General features: G+C 60.4%; 15 protein-coding genes. 5 read left to right on the top strand and 10 right to left on the bottom strand.

Features of this window, described 5'->3' with window-relative positions:
- Positions 1-27: 27 nt before the first annotated feature.
- The 4 genes from DLM86_RS04775 to DLM86_RS04760 all read right to left on the bottom strand — a co-directional run bounded on the left by DLM86_RS04775 (position 28) and on the right by DLM86_RS04760 (position 4330).
- Positions 28-1401 carry a CapA family protein gene (locus tag DLM86_RS04775; RefSeq protein WP_110838830.1) on the bottom strand — a complete coding sequence of 458 codons (1374 nt, stop codon included), beginning with the start codon at positions 1399-1401 and terminating at the stop codon, positions 28-30.
- 288 nt (positions 1402-1689) lie between these two features.
- Positions 1690-3012 (bottom strand): DEAD/DEAH box helicase, encoded by a 1323-nt coding sequence (locus DLM86_RS04770; protein WP_245954354.1) that lies wholly within the window; start codon positions 3010-3012, stop codon positions 1690-1692.
- A 411-nt stretch (positions 3013-3423) separates the two neighbouring features.
- Positions 3424-3804 carry a nuclear transport factor 2 family protein gene (locus DLM86_RS04765; protein WP_110838828.1) on the bottom strand — a complete coding sequence of 127 codons (381 nt, stop codon included), beginning with the start codon at positions 3802-3804 and terminating at the stop codon, positions 3424-3426.
- 61 nt (positions 3805-3865) lie between these two features.
- Complete coding sequence (locus tag DLM86_RS04760) at positions 3866-4330, bottom strand: DinB family protein (RefSeq protein ID WP_110838827.1); 465 nt, start codon at positions 4328-4330, stop codon at positions 3866-3868.
- A 190-nt stretch (positions 4331-4520) separates the two neighbouring features.
- Between DLM86_RS04760 and DLM86_RS04755 the strand changes: the two genes are divergently transcribed.
- Entirely contained in the window at positions 4521-5447 is a 927-nt protein-coding gene (locus DLM86_RS04755; protein WP_110838826.1) for a LysR family transcriptional regulator, read from the top strand.
- 50 nt (positions 5448-5497) lie between these two features.
- Here the strand turns inward: DLM86_RS04755 and DLM86_RS04750 are convergent, their stop codons facing one another.
- From DLM86_RS04750 to DLM86_RS04735, 4 genes are read right to left on the bottom strand one after another with little or no spacing between them, the layout of a single operon-like run.
- Positions 5498-6073: a YybS family protein gene (locus DLM86_RS04750; protein ID WP_110838825.1), complete on the bottom strand. Its 576-nt coding sequence runs from the start codon at positions 6071-6073 to the stop codon at positions 5498-5500.
- A gap of 23 nt (positions 6074-6096) precedes the next feature.
- Positions 6097-6897 carry an energy-coupling factor transporter transmembrane component T family protein gene (locus tag DLM86_RS04745; protein WP_158289330.1) on the bottom strand — a complete coding sequence of 267 codons (801 nt, stop codon included), beginning with the start codon at positions 6895-6897 and terminating at the stop codon, positions 6097-6099.
- Complete coding sequence (locus tag DLM86_RS04740) at positions 6894-7757, bottom strand: ATP-binding cassette domain-containing protein (protein WP_110838824.1); 864 nt, start codon at positions 7755-7757, stop codon at positions 6894-6896. The genes DLM86_RS04745 and DLM86_RS04740 overlap by 4 nt, the downstream gene beginning before the upstream one ends.
- Positions 7733-8587, bottom strand: a complete 855-nt coding sequence (locus DLM86_RS04735) for an ATP-binding cassette domain-containing protein (RefSeq protein ID WP_110838823.1) — start codon at positions 8585-8587, stop codon at positions 7733-7735. The genes DLM86_RS04740 and DLM86_RS04735 overlap by 25 nt, the downstream gene beginning before the upstream one ends.
- Before the next feature lie 282 nt (positions 8588-8869).
- Here DLM86_RS04735 and DLM86_RS04730 point away from each other — a divergent pair, with 282 nt between their 5' ends.
- The 4 genes from DLM86_RS04730 to DLM86_RS04715 all read left to right on the top strand — a co-directional run bounded on the left by DLM86_RS04730 (position 8870) and on the right by DLM86_RS04715 (position 12420).
- On the top strand, positions 8870-9538 hold the full coding sequence (locus DLM86_RS04730) for a nitroreductase family protein (RefSeq protein WP_110838822.1): 669 nt from the start codon (positions 8870-8872) through the stop codon (positions 9536-9538).
- 43 nt (positions 9539-9581) lie between these two features.
- Positions 9582-10025, top strand: coding sequence for a MarR family winged helix-turn-helix transcriptional regulator (locus tag DLM86_RS04725; protein ID WP_110838821.1), 444 nt, complete (start codon positions 9582-9584; stop codon positions 10023-10025).
- Positions 10026-10160: 135 nt separating this feature from the next.
- A complete protein-coding gene (locus tag DLM86_RS04720) occupies positions 10161-10946 on the top strand; it encodes a pirin family protein (RefSeq protein WP_110838820.1) in 786 nt (261 codons plus the stop codon).
- A gap of 214 nt (positions 10947-11160) precedes the next feature.
- Complete coding sequence (locus DLM86_RS04715; protein ID WP_158289329.1) at positions 11161-12420, top strand: serpin family protein; 1260 nt, start codon at positions 11161-11163, stop codon at positions 12418-12420.
- A gap of 61 nt (positions 12421-12481) precedes the next feature.
- On the opposite strand, the gene DLM86_RS04710 is transcribed toward DLM86_RS04715, so the two are convergent.
- Complete coding sequence (locus DLM86_RS04710) at positions 12482-12781, bottom strand: hypothetical protein (RefSeq protein ID WP_110838818.1); 300 nt, start codon at positions 12779-12781, stop codon at positions 12482-12484.
- Between the two features lie 28 nt (positions 12782-12809).
- Complete coding sequence (locus DLM86_RS04705) at positions 12810-15119, bottom strand: thiamine pyrophosphate-dependent enzyme (RefSeq protein ID WP_110838817.1); 2310 nt, start codon at positions 15117-15119, stop codon at positions 12810-12812.
- Between the last annotated feature and the right edge of the window lie 12 nt (positions 15120-15131).

Genomic DNA, 15131 nt, shown 5'->3' with positions numbered 1-15131 from the left:
TCCGTTTGGATTGGATGGCATGATGCTTTAAGGCTTCGCGCGAATCGTCCCGTCTTTCCCGATCTCCGTCCCGTACGAAATGTCCGTCAATCGGGCGAACAGTTTCGACGCGGCTTCCTCCCCCATCGGCTCCGGGTTGGCGAGCTTCGTCAGCACCGGCACCGCCTTCAGCGAGCAGCCGTCCGTTTTCGAGCACGACGCCTGCAAAATGACGGTCTCCCACGTTTTCGGGTTTTCGTTCATCGTAAAGATGAAGTTGCCCAAGCTGTAAGCGATCCACTTGCCGTTGTAATGGTCGAACCCTTGCAGCACGTGGGGATGTCCGCCGACGACGAGATCCGCTCCCGCGTCGATATACTGGCGCGCGTAATCCTTTTGGTATTTCTCCGGCGTATCCTGCCGCTCGACGCCCCAATGCGCGACGACGACGACGAGATCGGCCTGCTTCTTCGCGTTCCGGATCGCCTCCAGCGGGACCGGAAGCGCATATGTATCGGCTACGCCGGGACGGCTTTTGCCGGCTTTCCAGTCTTGGGTCGGCACGACTTTGCTGAAGCCGAGAAAGGCGATCTTCATCCCTTTCTTCTCGACGATAACCGGCTTGAACGCCAGCTCGGCGTTGCGCCCGGCTCCGAACCAGCGGATGCCCGCCTTGTCGAGGTGGTCGAACGTATCGAGCAGCCCCGTCGTTCCATAGTCGAGAATATGGTTGTTGGCCAGGTTCACGATGTCGAAGCCGGCTTCCTTGAACGCGGGCAGCGCCTTCGGCGACGACCGGTACGCGTACTCCTTGTCGGCCGCCTCTCCCCGCTCGGTGACGGGCGTCTCCAGGTTCGCGATCGTGACGTCGGCGTTTTCCAAATAGGAACGAACCTGCTTGTACGGGTAATCGAAGCCGTTCGCCTTCAAAGCCGCTTCCACGTTTTGCGCGAAAATGACGTCGCCGACGAACGTCAGCGATACGCGGTTCGGATCGCCGCCGTCTCCGCCCGGGTTCGGCGTACTCGGCGGTGCGGCCGTTCCCCCGGAGCCGTTCTTGCCGTCGTTCGGCACCGAGCCTCCGGTTTTGCCGCCGCCCGCGTCGCCGGAGGGCGTCTTGCCGCCGGTGGAGTCGCTCGGCGTTTTGCCCGCGTTTGCCGAATCGCTCGGCGCGCCGCCGGGTTTATTCGCGGCGGGCTTCGGCGTATCGGCCGCACCGGTCGGGTCCGGTCTCGCATCCGTCGGCGGGGTAGATGGCGAAGCGGAGCGGCCCGTATCCGGTCCGCGATAGGTCAGCCACAAGACGGACGCCAGCGCGAAAAACGCGATCACCAACGCCGACGTCGTCAGCCTGCGCCGATTTTTCCGTCTCGCCTGGCTTCGTTTGCGCTGAAATTTCTCCGTTCGTGATGATTGCTCCATGTCCGACTCCTTCCCGCTTCTGATGGTTCGTGTCTTATTATAGCAGAAAAGCGCCGGAGCGGGTTGGCGGGTTGGGACGTTGAAGAAGCGAACACGAGCCGATCCGACGGCGGCGGGCGCACGCGGGCGGTACGCGGCCGGTGGCGGCGATTCGGTGGCGGACGCCTGACTCGGGCACGCTTGCGGCCGGAAAGCCGCTGTTGTGGCGAATCCTTCCGTCGTCGGGACAAGGAACGGACGCACGTGGGCAAATGATCGGAAAAAGGCGCACGCCGCCAGCCGCCGGCGCTACCGGCGCCGTCCCGCCCCGCGTGAGCGCGGCCCGCGCTCCGGCCGGGGGGCCGCCGTCTCGGCCGCGTCACGGCCGCCGCGGCCCGCGAATGCGCCGCCGGCGGGCCGCCCGTGCGGCCCGGGCCGTCCCGCGTCGCGGCGGCCGGCCCAGCGGCCTGCCGGTCGCGCCGCGGGAGCGGGCGCCTCCCGGCCGTCGGCGCGCTCGCGGGCGCGGTCGCGCGGCGCGGCGGCGCCGGCTGCGGCGGGCTGCGGCTTCGCCGGCGCGGGCAGCCGATCGAGCGCGGTGCCGATGCCGCGCTCGATCTCGCGCAGGGAGGCGGCGTCCTTCGGCGCGACGAGCGTGACGGCCATTCCTTTTTGCCCGGCGCGGCCGGTGCGGCCGATCCGGTGGATGTAGCTCTCGGCGTCGGGCGGGATGTCGTAGTTGAACACGTGCGTCACCCCTTCGACGTCGAGACCGCGCGCCGCGACGTCCGTCGCCACGAGCAGCTGCAGCTCCGCCTCGCGAAACCGCTTCATGACCGCCTCCCGCTTCGCCTGCGTCAAATCGCCGTGCAGCTCGTCGACGTTCATCCGCTCGGCCAGCAGCGCTTCCGTCAGCTTTTTCGCGCGTATTTTCGTCCGGCAAAAAATGACCGCCATAAACGGGCGGTACTGGCGAATGAGCTGCAGAAGCGTATCGCGCTTCGCCCGGTCCGTCGTCTCGACGACGACTTGCCGGATCGCGTCGAGCGTAATCGTCCGCCCTTTCACCCGGATGTCTTCCGGCGCCCGCATATAGCGCTCTGCCAATCGACGGACGTTGTCCGGGAACGTTGCGGAGAACAGCATCGTTTGGCGGTCGTCGGGCGTCAGCCCGATCACTTCCTCCACCTCGGGCAAAAAGCCCATATGGAGCATCTGATCCGCTTCGTCGAGGACGAGCGCGTCCAGACGGGACAAGTCGATCGTCCCGCGCCGTACGTGATCGAGCAGCCTCCCCGGCGTGGCGATGACCATGTCGGGGGCGCTGCCGAGCTTATGCGCCTGCGCGATGACGTCTTGTCCCCCGTACACGGGCAGGACGGAGACGTTCGCGGCCGGCGCCAGCTTGCGCGCCTCCTCCGTAATTTGAATCGCGAGCTCGCGGGTCGGGGTCAAGATCAAGCTTTGGACGCGGCCCGCTCCGGGCTCGCTGCGCTGGAGCAGCGGCAGCAAAAAAGCGAACGTTTTGCCCGTGCCGGTTTGCGCCTGCACGATCACGTCCCGGCCGGACAGCGCGACCGGGATCGTCCGTTCTTGGACGGGTGTCGGCACGGCGAGCCCGGCTTTCCGCAACACGCGGCAAAGCTCGTCCCCGACGCCGATGGATGAAAAAGTCGGATTCACACACAGTCCCTCATTTCGTCTTCAATGGTTCCAGTATAAGAAAAATGGGGATCGAAGTACAATCGGGCTCCCATCCTTCCGTTTGGACAGGCGGGGCATGCCCATCGCTTTCGTGCTATCGCAAAGGGAGTCGTGCTTTCTCAAGGGAGCGATTTTCGGGGGACGGCGATTTTTTTTGTTTAACGAAACAAGTTCTTGTCAAAAGCGGATGACAAGAACTTATATCGTTTGCCGATTATGGAGGACAAGAGCATGTATTGTTCAACCCGAACGAGGATGATTTTCAATTAGCGGTGCGCCCGCGTAGCTGTCATCAGGTGCAAAGCAAGCGGAATTGGTTTACATAATGTCGATCGAAGCTCTTTACGGGGTCTCGTAGTTTTTTAACGGCATTCCTACATATTCTCGGAAGGAGCGGATCCGATCCTTCTCGAACTCGAAGACGATTGTAAGCTCGTTGCGGAAAGGTCTGCCGTTCAACATTCCTTCCGAGCTGAATACTACCATCCCGTAGCTCTCATTCTCTAACTCGATCAGCGGAGTGAGGAGCATCTGAAATACGGAACGTTCAAACCTGACTAACTCCTCAAATCGCTCTCGGCCGAGCTGCTTCCGATTCCACCCTTCCAGCGGGAGCGGAACGAAGAAGTGAAAATCATCGGTAACTTTATGAAGGAAATCGGCCGTATGCCCTGTTTCTAGGGCACGCTTAAAAGCATCAAACGCTTCATGGGTTGTTATCATAACCAGGCTCCCCCTTTCAGTGTGTGTTTCATCCCGCTGTATGCCCCCATGTGCAGAGTCTTCATTTGATAAGCTTAAGCTGACTTGATATAACTCCAAGGTGAATCGCTTCATGAATCCATGCGAAATTAAATAATTCGCCGGCTGTAACGAATTGGAACGGACCCATTTCAAACGGCGATTGCAGCCTCTGTTCGAGCGTTTCGGGGGCCAGATCGGAAAGGCCGGAAAGCTGATCGCTGACTTTCGCCATCAGTTCATCCTTCGACGGAGGCGTTACCGTCCAATCCGAAGGTTTCGTTCCGGAATTGAACAGCGTCTCGTAATGAGCCGGGAGAGCCGATGGGGAGCCGAAGCTAAGGGAAGCGTATCGATCCAGCCAATACACCATATGACCGATATTCCAGCGAACCGTATTGCGGAAACCCTCCGGTTGGATGTCCATCTGTGACTCCGGTACGTCCTGAAGCCGGCCGTACATGATCTGACGCAGCACTTTCCCCGTATGTATAATCGATTGGGACATTTTCGATTCCTCCTCCTCATTGGGTTGTTCTTGGAATACCTAAAGCTTACCTTCAAACAACCCGACGCAACAATCACGAGATTCCGATACAATGGATCGGTTTAAGTAATGATTCCATAGAAATTGTTGGAATGGGAGGCGGTTGTTATAATGATTGAGGGAGAGCGATAATCGAAGGGAGCATCGGGCGTTGGAACTTCGACAGCTTGAATACTTTACTGAAATTTGCAAGGAGATGCATTTCTCCAGGGCAGCCGAAAACCTTTGTACCACACAGTCGAATCTGAGCCAGCAAATCAAGTTTTTGGAGAACGAACTCGGGCTCCCTCTATTCGATCGGATCGGCAAACGGATTGCGTTAACGGAAGCGGGAAAAATTTTGCTCGAGCAAAGCCAAAGCATTTTTGAACACGTTGACTATGCAAGAAGGGCCATATCGGATCTGAAGAGGATGGAAGGAGGCAAGCTGGATATCGGCATTTTGCCGGGAGACGGGGATTTGCTGTTTGACGCTTTACTAATCGATTTCCATAAGACCTATCCCAAGCTATCCATAAGCGTTACGGAGACCCCGGATGTCTACGAACAGGTCCTTGACGGCACAAGAGATCTCGGTGTTACTACGGTGCCCGTTAAGCCTGATGACCGCATTTCGGTGATCCCCTTGTTTCACGAGGAGTTTGTTTTGGCCGTCCGATCGGATCACCCTCTTGCGAAAGCAAAGGCGATTCCGTTCGAACAGCTTCAGCAGCTAAAGATGGTCATGTTCGGCTCCGGACATCAGATTACGAAGGTTATTCAAACGAACTGTCATGAAAGAGGAATTACGCTTGACACTCCGATTGTCACTTCGACCTTATCGACGCTTCTGTCCTTGGTCGATCAAGGGATAGGAGCTTGCATTCTTCCCCGGATGCTGCTCGATTATAGGAACAATGAGAATATCGCTGCCGTAAAACTGCTTAATCCCACACCCAGTCAAGACATCTGCATCGTATATCGCAGGGATAAATTTATGGGGCGGGCGGCGAAGCTGTTTATTCAAGAACTGCAGTCCTTCCTTCAAAGCGTTATGGATCATTCCGGCCGCCCGTTTCGTGCGGATGAAGGCTTCTAGCAGTGCCCCCAAGCGTTCGGTCATCTTGCTTCAGAGTGATCCATGGCCCGTCAAATCGACTTCTTGATTTTGCTCATCAAGCGCAAGCTCGCCTCCAGCCAAATCGCGCTGTATACCCATGAAAACAAAACGATAGCCACGACGGCGCTTATGCGAAAGTCCGTCGCGACGGAAGGCCCCAATATAGGGAAACGCAGGCCGTATACGAGCAGCACGATCCCGATCGCCAGCGCGCATGCGGCGAACGTAACGACCTTCGCCCGGTTCCCGAAGCGATGGATGCCGTAACCGAGCGCTATCCCCAGCAGTCCCGTCGTAAACGGGAAGACGATCAGTTCGCTCGGCTGGACGATCACCAGCAGCACGAGGGCGGTCAGAAAGGAGCCCAAGCCCGAACGAATCGACACCGCCGATGCCAGCACCACCGGTGCGGTAGCGAGCGGACTGATCAAAAATCCCGGTCCCGGCAGGAGGCCTCCTGCGGATTGGAGCAGCGCGGATAAGGCTCCCAGCAGAGCGACCGTGACGAGACGCTTCGTCTGATCGCCCGCACCCGGCTTTCCCTCCGCCGGGGAAACGTCGACCGGCAAAGGCCGTCCCCAATAGTGCAGCCATCCTTTTAACATCGAGAATGCCCTCCTTTGCCCAGCTATTGAACTACAAGCCCGACGAGCGGCAGCAAGCACGCCGCGACCACGAGCGCGGTATCCTTGGCGCCGAACCGCAACGGCTCGTACTCCGTTCTCGGACAGCCGGGCCGGTAGCCCCGCGCTTCGATCGCCGCCGACAGCACGTCCGCCCGGCGATAAATCCCGATCGTAATCGGAACCAGAAGATTCATCGCTTCTTTGCCCCACGCCGGCACGTTCCAAAAGGCGGGCCGCGTCCCTCTCGCTTTCCTTGCCTGCACGATTCGTTTCGCATCCTCGATCAGATAAGGAATGTACAATACGGCAATCGTGAGCATGAAAACGAACGCCTCCCAACGGTTCCCGGCGCGCCCGAGCGGCGTCGACAGCTTGCGCAGCGCTTCGATTTGCCGGGCGGGAGAGGTTGTGGCGAACATCAGCAGAACGACGAAGTAGAACGAAAGCCACCTGCACGTCAGCCGGGCGGCCGTTTCGATTCCTCCCGTCGTGACCGCCATTCCGTTCCATGCGGCGATGACGTTCCCGCCCGGGTGGCTGACGATTTGTACCGCATCCATGACCAATAAAAGCGCGGCGATCCCTTTGACGGAATGCCATAGCCGGATCGGGTCGAACTTGGCGAAGACAAGCAGGACGACCGCGATCAAGCCGTAACCGATCGTCGCCGCCAGCGAAGCGGATGAGAAGAGCAGCGCCGAATACGAGAGGAAAAAAGCGAACTTGGCCCGAGGGTCGAACCGGTGCAGCAATGTCGTATCGGGCGAATACTGCAGGGCGGACAACACCCCGGTTTCGTTCATACGCTCCTCCCCTTCGCACGCATCAAACGTTTCGAAATAAAATCGAGAAGCGCCTGCTCCCGGACGAGTCCGGGCGGCAACTGTCCGGGAAACACGTCTTCGAACTCCTTCAGCAGCCGGATCAACGGCGTTGACGGCAGCGACGAGGCGATCTTGCAGGCAGGCGACAGTTCGGCTGTCCGGACATCGGCCGCCAATTCCCCGTTCTCGAGGAATACGAGCCGATCGGCGCATTCCAGCGCGCCCTGCAGGTCATGCGTAATCGTAACGACGGTTATGCCGTTCTCCGCCCGAATCCGCTTGAGCAAGTCCAGCAGCTGCAGGCGTACTGCAGGGTCCAGCCCGACCGTCGGCTCGTCGAGGATGAGAAGACTCGGATTCCGCACCAGAGCGCCGGCAATCGCAACCCGCCTCTTCTCCCCTCCGCTAAGCCGAAACGGCGAGCGCTCCCGGTATCGTTCGTAAGGAAGACCGACGCTTTCCATCGCCCGCTTCACGCGATCCGCCACTTCCCGCTCGGTCATTCCCGACCCGCGAAGACCGAATCCGATATCCTGGGCCACCGTCGCTTCGAACAGCTGATGCTCGGGAAACTGCGCGACGTAGCCGACCTTTTGCAAAAGGATCCGGCGGCTTCCGCGCTTCCTCGTATCGACGCCGTCCACCCATACCGTTCCGCCGTCGGGGACGAGCAGCCCGCCGGCCAATTGGCCCAGAGTCGATTTTCCCGAGCCGGAAGGGCCCATCACGGCAACGATCTGCCCGTCGGGTACGTCCAGCGAGAACCGGCTGACCGCCGATTGACGGACGGACGATCGTTTGGCATGCGTAAAGCTTACATTTTGGAACCGAATTCCCATATCGCCCTCGCCAATTCCTTCTCCGATCCGCTGAATACCGGCCAGTCGAATCCGTTCGTCCGGATCGCGGTTTGAAATCGAATCAGAAACGGAGGAAGCAGATTCGCTTCCTCCAACACGCCGGGGGCTGCGGCCAACGCCCGCCAATCGCCGTCGAACGTCAACCGTCCCTCGTGCAGAACCAATATTCGTTCCGACCACAACAGATCCTCCGGATCGTGCGTAATATGAACGATCGTCATGCCGCAGCGATGAAGGCCGAGCATGACCGAGCGCAAATGCTCCGCGTTTTCCGGATCCAGCATCGACGCGGATTCGTCGAACACGATCGCTCTCGGGTTCATCGCAAGCACCCCGGCAACGGCAACCCGTTGTTTTTGCCCGCCGGACAATCCGTGAACGGGGCGGCCCCGCAGCTCCGTCAACCGCAGCAGACGCAAGACCCGGTCGATTCGTCGGCGCATCTCGTCCCGGGGAATCTGCAAGTTTTGCAGCCCGAAGGCGATGTCTTCTTCGACCGTCCCGCCGACCGTCTGATCGTCGGGGTTTTGGAAGACGATGCCGATCAGCCGGCGGATATGCCGCGCATCGCCGCACGAAGCATCCTGCCCGTAAACCGTCACGCGTCCCGCATCCGGCTTCAATAAACCGTTCGCGAGTCGGGCAAGCGTGGATTTGCCCGAGCCGCTGCCTCCCGTGACGGTCACCCGCTCGCCCGGAGCGATGGCGAACCGAATACGGGTCAACGCCCAATCGTCCCGTTCCGAATACCGGAACGAAACATCGTCGAAGACGATCGAAAGAGCTTCGGAGCGAGCTTTCATCGTCATGTCCCCTTCTCCGCTTCCTATCGGCAGCCGCTATCTAATATATTCGCGAAACGCCCGCGCATTCGAGCGGACGAGCGCCAAAGCTCCCCTTTTACGATTTCTCCCTAAGAACGGTCGATCGGGATATCGATGGGATCTATGCGACGGTTTTCCCGGTCGTTGCGTATCAGGGAAAACGAACAAATCGGGATCCACCCCATTGACAAGGAAAGGAAAATGATTTATCTTAAAATCAAGATTTAATAAATCAAGATAAATCCGCGACATTAAGGAGAGTTTCCGATGAACGACTTTACCGCATTGGTCAAATCCCGCCGATCCGCCAGCAAATTCATCCCGGGCGTCGAGCTGTCCGACAAAGAGCTGGACGAGCTGTTCAGCCTCGTCAAATTCGCGCCCTCCGCTTTCAACCTCCAGCACGCTCGCTACCTGGTCATCCGCGATCCGGAGCGCAAGGAGCTCGTCTACGAGGCGGCCAACAAGCAGTACAAGGTGCGCTCCGCCTCGGCGGCGATCGTCGTGCTCGGCGATACGCTCGCTTACCGGGACGTCGGACGGCTGAACGAAGGGTTTCTTCATCTGGGCGTCATCGACAAGCTCGAATACGACATGACCGTGGAATCGACCACCGCCTTTTACGAATCCCGAGGAGAACGGTTCCTGCGCGACGAAGCGATCCGCAACGCCAGCTTGTCCGCCATGCTGTTCATGCTCGCCGCCAAGGACAGAGGATGGGACACCTGCCCGATGATCGGCTTCGACCCGGGTGCGCTCCGTGCGGCGCTCGATATTCCCGATACGCTCGAGCCGGTCATGCTCATTACGATCGGCAAGGAAGATTTGTCGTCGCAGCGTCCGCGCGGCTACCGGAAGCCGACCGGCGAATTCGTCGATTACGAGACGCTTCAGCCCGCCGCCGCGAATTCCGAATCCGCTTCCCCAATGGTATAATGATGCTCGTAAGCTTTATCGCGCATGCAAGGAGGCTTGAACCGTGACCACTCCCGGCAACGAATCGCTGCAGCTGTTCGTCGTCCTGTCCCGGGCGTACCAATGGGTGAACGCCCACGGCGACCGGCACATCCGCAAGCTGGGCCTGAACCCGACCGAATTCGGCGTGCTCGAGCTGCTGTACCATAAAGGACGCCAGCCTTTGCAGCAGATCGGCGGAAAAATATTGATGACGAGCGGCAACATCACCTACGTCGTCGACAAGCTGGAAAAGAAAGAGCTGGTCGTCCGGGTCGGCTGCCCGGAAGACCGCCGCGTCTGGTACGCGGAAATGACCGATAAAGGAAAAGCGTTCATCGAACAGTCGTTTCCTGCGCATACTACCGTTATCGAGAAGGCGGTCGAAGGATTGACGCCGGACGAACGGCGCCAGGCGATCGAGCTGCTCAAAAAGCTGGGCCGCCACGCCGAGAACACGTTCAAATAACCGGTTCGCTTCAAGCCGGAACGGAGCGACATGCGGAAGCGGCCTCGCCGCACCGAGTATCGCCTCCTTTTCGAGACTTATCTCAAATTAGAGAATTTCAATATTCAAACTAGATACCGAAAGGACGATTTTCCCATGACTATCCGTATTTATTCCCCGAGCGAGCAAGGCTCCGGCGCATTCGACGGCGGACGCATAACCGAGCAAAAGCCGATCGGCTTCCCCGGCGAAGGCGGGGCGGTGAAACGCGTCGGCCCGCTGTTTTATTGGGCGTGGGCGTTTACGCCCGTCGAAGGCTATATTCCTCCACATCCGCACCAGGCGTTCGAAATTATGACGTACGTCGTGCAGGGGACGGCCCTTCACGGCGACTCGCTCGGCACGAAAAGCGAAGTCGGCCCGGGCGGCGCCCAAGTGATGCGAACCGGCTCCGGCGTATCCCACGAGGAACGGTTCATCGGCCCGGATATGGAAGGGTTCCAAATCTGGTTCGAGCCGGATCTCCGCAAATCCCGTTACGACAACCCCGCCTACGATCAATTCGAGCATGAGGCGTTCCCGAGCGAGGAGACGGACGGCGTAACCGTCAAGCGCGTCATCGGCGGCGGCTCCCCGGTCGAGCTGACCGTCGACGCCCGCATGTGGGACTTGACGCTGTCGCCGGGCGGCGAATACCGCCATCCGCTGCCCGCCGGCCGGTCGCTGGCGCTGCTCGCGATTCGCGGCGGCGGTACGATCGGAGACGTCCCGGACGACGCGACCGGCGCCGCCGCGCTCAATCAACGGGATTTCGCCGTCATCGACGCGGGAAACGGCACCGACGTCGCGGTCGCGCTGCGGGCGAAGCCGGACGAAACGCTGCGCGCCATCGCCATCGAAGTGCCGACCGAGGTCGACTATCCGTTGTACAACAAACGGTAACGGCCGCGTATAAACTTGACTGTAAAGTCAGCCGCTTCCTTTCCGCACATCTCCCCTACCCCATTTCGTATCTCATTGCTCCTTTGGACTTTCTCAACATTGTGACGGCATGGCCCTTCGGGCCGTGCCGTTTTTTCCGTGCAACTTTGCAGCGGGCCGGCGCGTTTATAACTCGAACGGAAAACTATGGAACGAAGGATGGGGGGCTGAACGGATGATCCACAAAAAAACACGGATCGCCCTGCTGTCGACGGCGCTCCTGCTGACGCTCGCGGCGTGCGCGGAGCCGGACGCCGGGATGGACCTTCAGCAAAGACGGCAGGCGGCGGAAGCGGTCGATCCGCGGATCGTCCAGGCGCAGAACGAATTCGGGATGAAGCTGCACCGGCAGCTGACCGAGGCCGAGAAGGCGAAGGGCAACCAAGCGGCGAACGTCGTACTGTCGCCGTACAGCGTATCGACGGCGCTCGCGATCGCCTACAATGGAGCCGGCGGGAATACGGCGGGCGAGATGGCGGAGACGCTCGGCTGGACGTCGATCGGGAAGGACGAGGCGAACGCCGGGAACCGCGCCTTGCAATCGCTGCTGGAGCGTTCCGGCGACAGCACCGAGCTGCGCGTGGCCAACTCGCTGTGGTACCGGAAAGGACTCGCACTGCACAAGCCGTTTCTCGATACGGTCAAAGCGGACTATCGTGCAGAGCTTCATTCCACCGACTTGAGCGGGAAAGAAACGCCGGACGCGATCAACCGCTGGGTGAGCAAGCAGACGAAAGGCAAGATCGATAAGATGGTGAACGGGCCGCTCGGCCAAAACATCGTCGCCGTCATCCTGAACGCGATCTATTTCAACGGAACGTGGACGGACCCATTTCCGAAGAGCTCCACGCAGGAGGAGCCGTTTACGCTCGCGGACGGTACCGAGGCAAAGGTGCCGATGATGCGGCAGACCGGTTCTTACGCCTATGCGGAGAACGAGGCATGGCAAGCGATTCGCCTTCCTTACGGGGATGGACGCATGGCGATGCTCGTCGTCCTGCCCAAGGAGCGGTCGTCGCTCGACGAACTGCACGAGCGGCTGTGGACCGATTCGTCCGAGTGGAGAAAGCCGTTCGAGCACGCGACCGTCGACATCCGCCTGCCGCGCTTCAAGACCGAGGGCGCCTGGCGGCTGAACGAACCGCTGGCCGGGCTCGGCATGCGGGACGCGTTCGATCCGTCGCGCGCCGACTTCTCCGCTTTGGCCGATATACGCCCGCTCTACATCAATGAAGTCGCGCACAAAGTGTACATCGACGTGAACGAGGAAGGAACGGAAGCCGCCGCCGCGACGAGCGTCGGGATCGCGACCTCCGGTCCGCCGGAACGGCCGCTCGAGATGACGGTGAACCGCCCGTTCTTCTTCGCGATCGAGGATACGCAGACGAAGGCGTGGCTGTTCGTCGGCTCGATCGGGAACCCGGCGGAGTCTTGATCCGGCCCCGAAGGCCAATAAACACAAAGGAGCCCCGGTCGTAACCGAGGGCTCCTTTCGTTCAAAACGGCGGCAGCCGCTTCTCCACGCGAAGCGTCCCGTCCTCGTCCAGCAGCACGCGGTTGGACGGATCGTTCTTCAGCTTCACGTTGGCCATCTTCAGCTTCATCTCGTCGATTTCGGCGACGGTCCACGACTCCGCGTCCCCGGTGCCCCGCGCTGCGAGGAACGGGATCCGGTCCCCGGCCGCCGTCCCCTCGTCGTCCCACGCTTTCACGCCGAAGTAGACGAGCTCGTACGAATTGAGGAGCTTGCATGCATACAGCTCCGCGCTTTCCTTATGCTTGAGCACGTAAGGCACCGCTACTCCCCTTTCCTTCACGCCCCGCTTACAGGTAAGGGCTTTCGTGCTTCGCCTTCAGCCGGTTCCAGCGGCGTTCGACCTCTTCCTCGAACGCGGCGAGCGCCTCGGCGTTTTCCGGCTTCGTCATATGCTTCGTCTTGCCCATCGAGCCGAGCCATTCGGCGACGGTCACCTTCTTGCCCTTCTCCTCCGGGTTGTACGTAATGTTCGTAATGCCTCTCTCCACCTCGTACAGCGGGAAGAAGTTGGAGCTCACGGCCGCGTCGATGATGTTCGTGCCCTCCTGGTCTTCGGACAGCCAGTTGAGCGGGCACGTGATCAAAATTTTGCCGTACACGAGCCCTTCGTTTTGCGCGTACCATTGCGCCTTGGCCGCCTTCTTCACCAAGTCCTGCGGATACGACTCGGAGCCGGTGAACACGTACGGAATGTTCGTCGCCGCCATAATTTGCGCCGTATCCTTGTGATGGAACAGCTTGCCGGCCTGCTTCTTGCCGACGTTCGACGTCGACGTCCGATGCCCGATCGGCGTCGAGTACGACAGCTGGGCGCCCGTGTTCATATACCCTTCGTTATCGTATTCGAGGATGATCATTTTATGATTGCGCAGCGCGGCGCCGATCGCCGGCCCCATGCCGATGTCCATGCCGCCGTCGCCCGTCACCATGACGAACGTGAAATCGTCCGGCAAGTTCAAGTAGTCGAGCTCGCCGCGGCGCTTCCGCTCCCAGAACATTTCGACGACGCCGGACAGCGTGGCCGCGCCGTTCTGGAACAAGTTGTGGATGTACGTCGCCTTGTGGGCGGAGTACGGGTAGCCGGTCGTAACGACCATCGCGCAGCCGGTATGGAACAGCGCGACGATGTCGCCCTCGATTCCTTTGAAGAACAGCTCGAGTCCGGAGAAAATGCCGCAGCCCGGACAAGCGCCGTGCCCCGGAGCGATCCGCTTCGGCTTCTTCGTCAAGGAACGGAGCGGCGGGATGCGCACGTTCAGCTTGCCGGTCGACTCGTCCGGCGTCACCGTGATAAGCCCCGTTTTCAAATCCTCGTACTTCATCGGGTTCAACACGCGCTTCGGCGCCTTGGCCGGGTCGCCGGGCGTATGCCCGTAATAGTCGAACGGCTTCTCGACGTAGCCGCGCTCCGCCGCCTCGATGGCGAACTTGAACAGATTGTGCCCGTCCTCGGCGTAAAAGTCTTTGCCGCCCAAGCCGTAAATGCGGCTGATGACGAGCGTGTCGGTATTGCCGTGCGTGAACAGCGCCGCCTTGATCTCGTTCACCATGTTGCCGCCGTGGCCGCCGTACGAGTCCGCCCGGTCGCCGACCGTCACCGCCCGCACGTTCATGAGCGCTTCGGCGATCTGCTTCTGCGGGAACGGCCGGATCATGTTCGGCGCGATCGAGCCGGCCTTGATCCCTTGCGCGCGCAGCTGGTCGACGACGTCCTTGATGATCTCGGACGCCGAGTTCATGATGAATACCGCCACCTCCGCGTCCTCCATCCGGTACAGATCGAGAATCGGGTAGTCGCGGCCGGTCAGCTCGGCGTACTCCTGGCGGATCCGGTCGTACACGTGCTCCGCGTTGTACATCGCCACCGACTGCTGGTAGCAGTTGTTGATATAGTCCGGCTCGTTCATGTACGGACCGACCGTGATCGGATTGTTCCGGTCGAGCACGTCCGGGAAGCCGCGCGGCGGCTGGGCGCCGATGAAGTCGTGCACGTCCTCGCGGTGCGCGAACGTCATGACGCGCCGCTTCTGGTGCGACGTGAAGTAGCCGTCGGAGGCGACCAGCACGGGCAGGCGAACCTCCGGGTCCTCCGCCAGCTTGAGCGCCATCAGGTTCATGTCGTAAACGGCTTGCGGATCGCGGCACATGAGAATCGGCCAGCCGGTATTCAGGGCGTAGTACAAATCGGAATGGTCGCCGTGAATGTCGAGCGGCCCCGACACCGACCGGCAGACGAGGTTCATGACCATCGGGAAGCGGGTGCCCGACTGGACCGGCATTTGCTCGAGCATGTACAGGTAGCCGTTCGCGCTCGTGGCGTTGAACACGCGTCCGCCCGCGGCCGAAGCCCCGTAGCAGACGCCGGCCGAGCCGTGCTCGCCGTCCGCCGGAATGAGCACGACGTCGTGCTGTCCGTTCGCCTTCATCAAATCGAGAAATTGGGCGACCTCCGTGGAAGGAGAGATCGGGAAGTAACCCATGATATGGTAGTTGATCTGGTGCGCCGCGTAAGCGGCCATCTCGTTGCCGGATTCGTATACGACGCGCTGCTCGACTTTGCCCTGGCGCATCCCTTCGCGCTTGATGTCAATCGCCATCTGCTGTTTGTC

It is taken from the genome of Paenibacillus flagellatus (assembly GCF_003217775.1).
GTDB classification, from domain to species: Bacteria; Bacillota; Bacilli; order Paenibacillales; family NBRC-103111; genus Paenibacillus_AB; species Paenibacillus_AB flagellatus.
The sequence above is the reverse complement of the archived record's forward strand: the minus strand, read 5'-3'. Positions and strand labels throughout refer to the sequence as shown.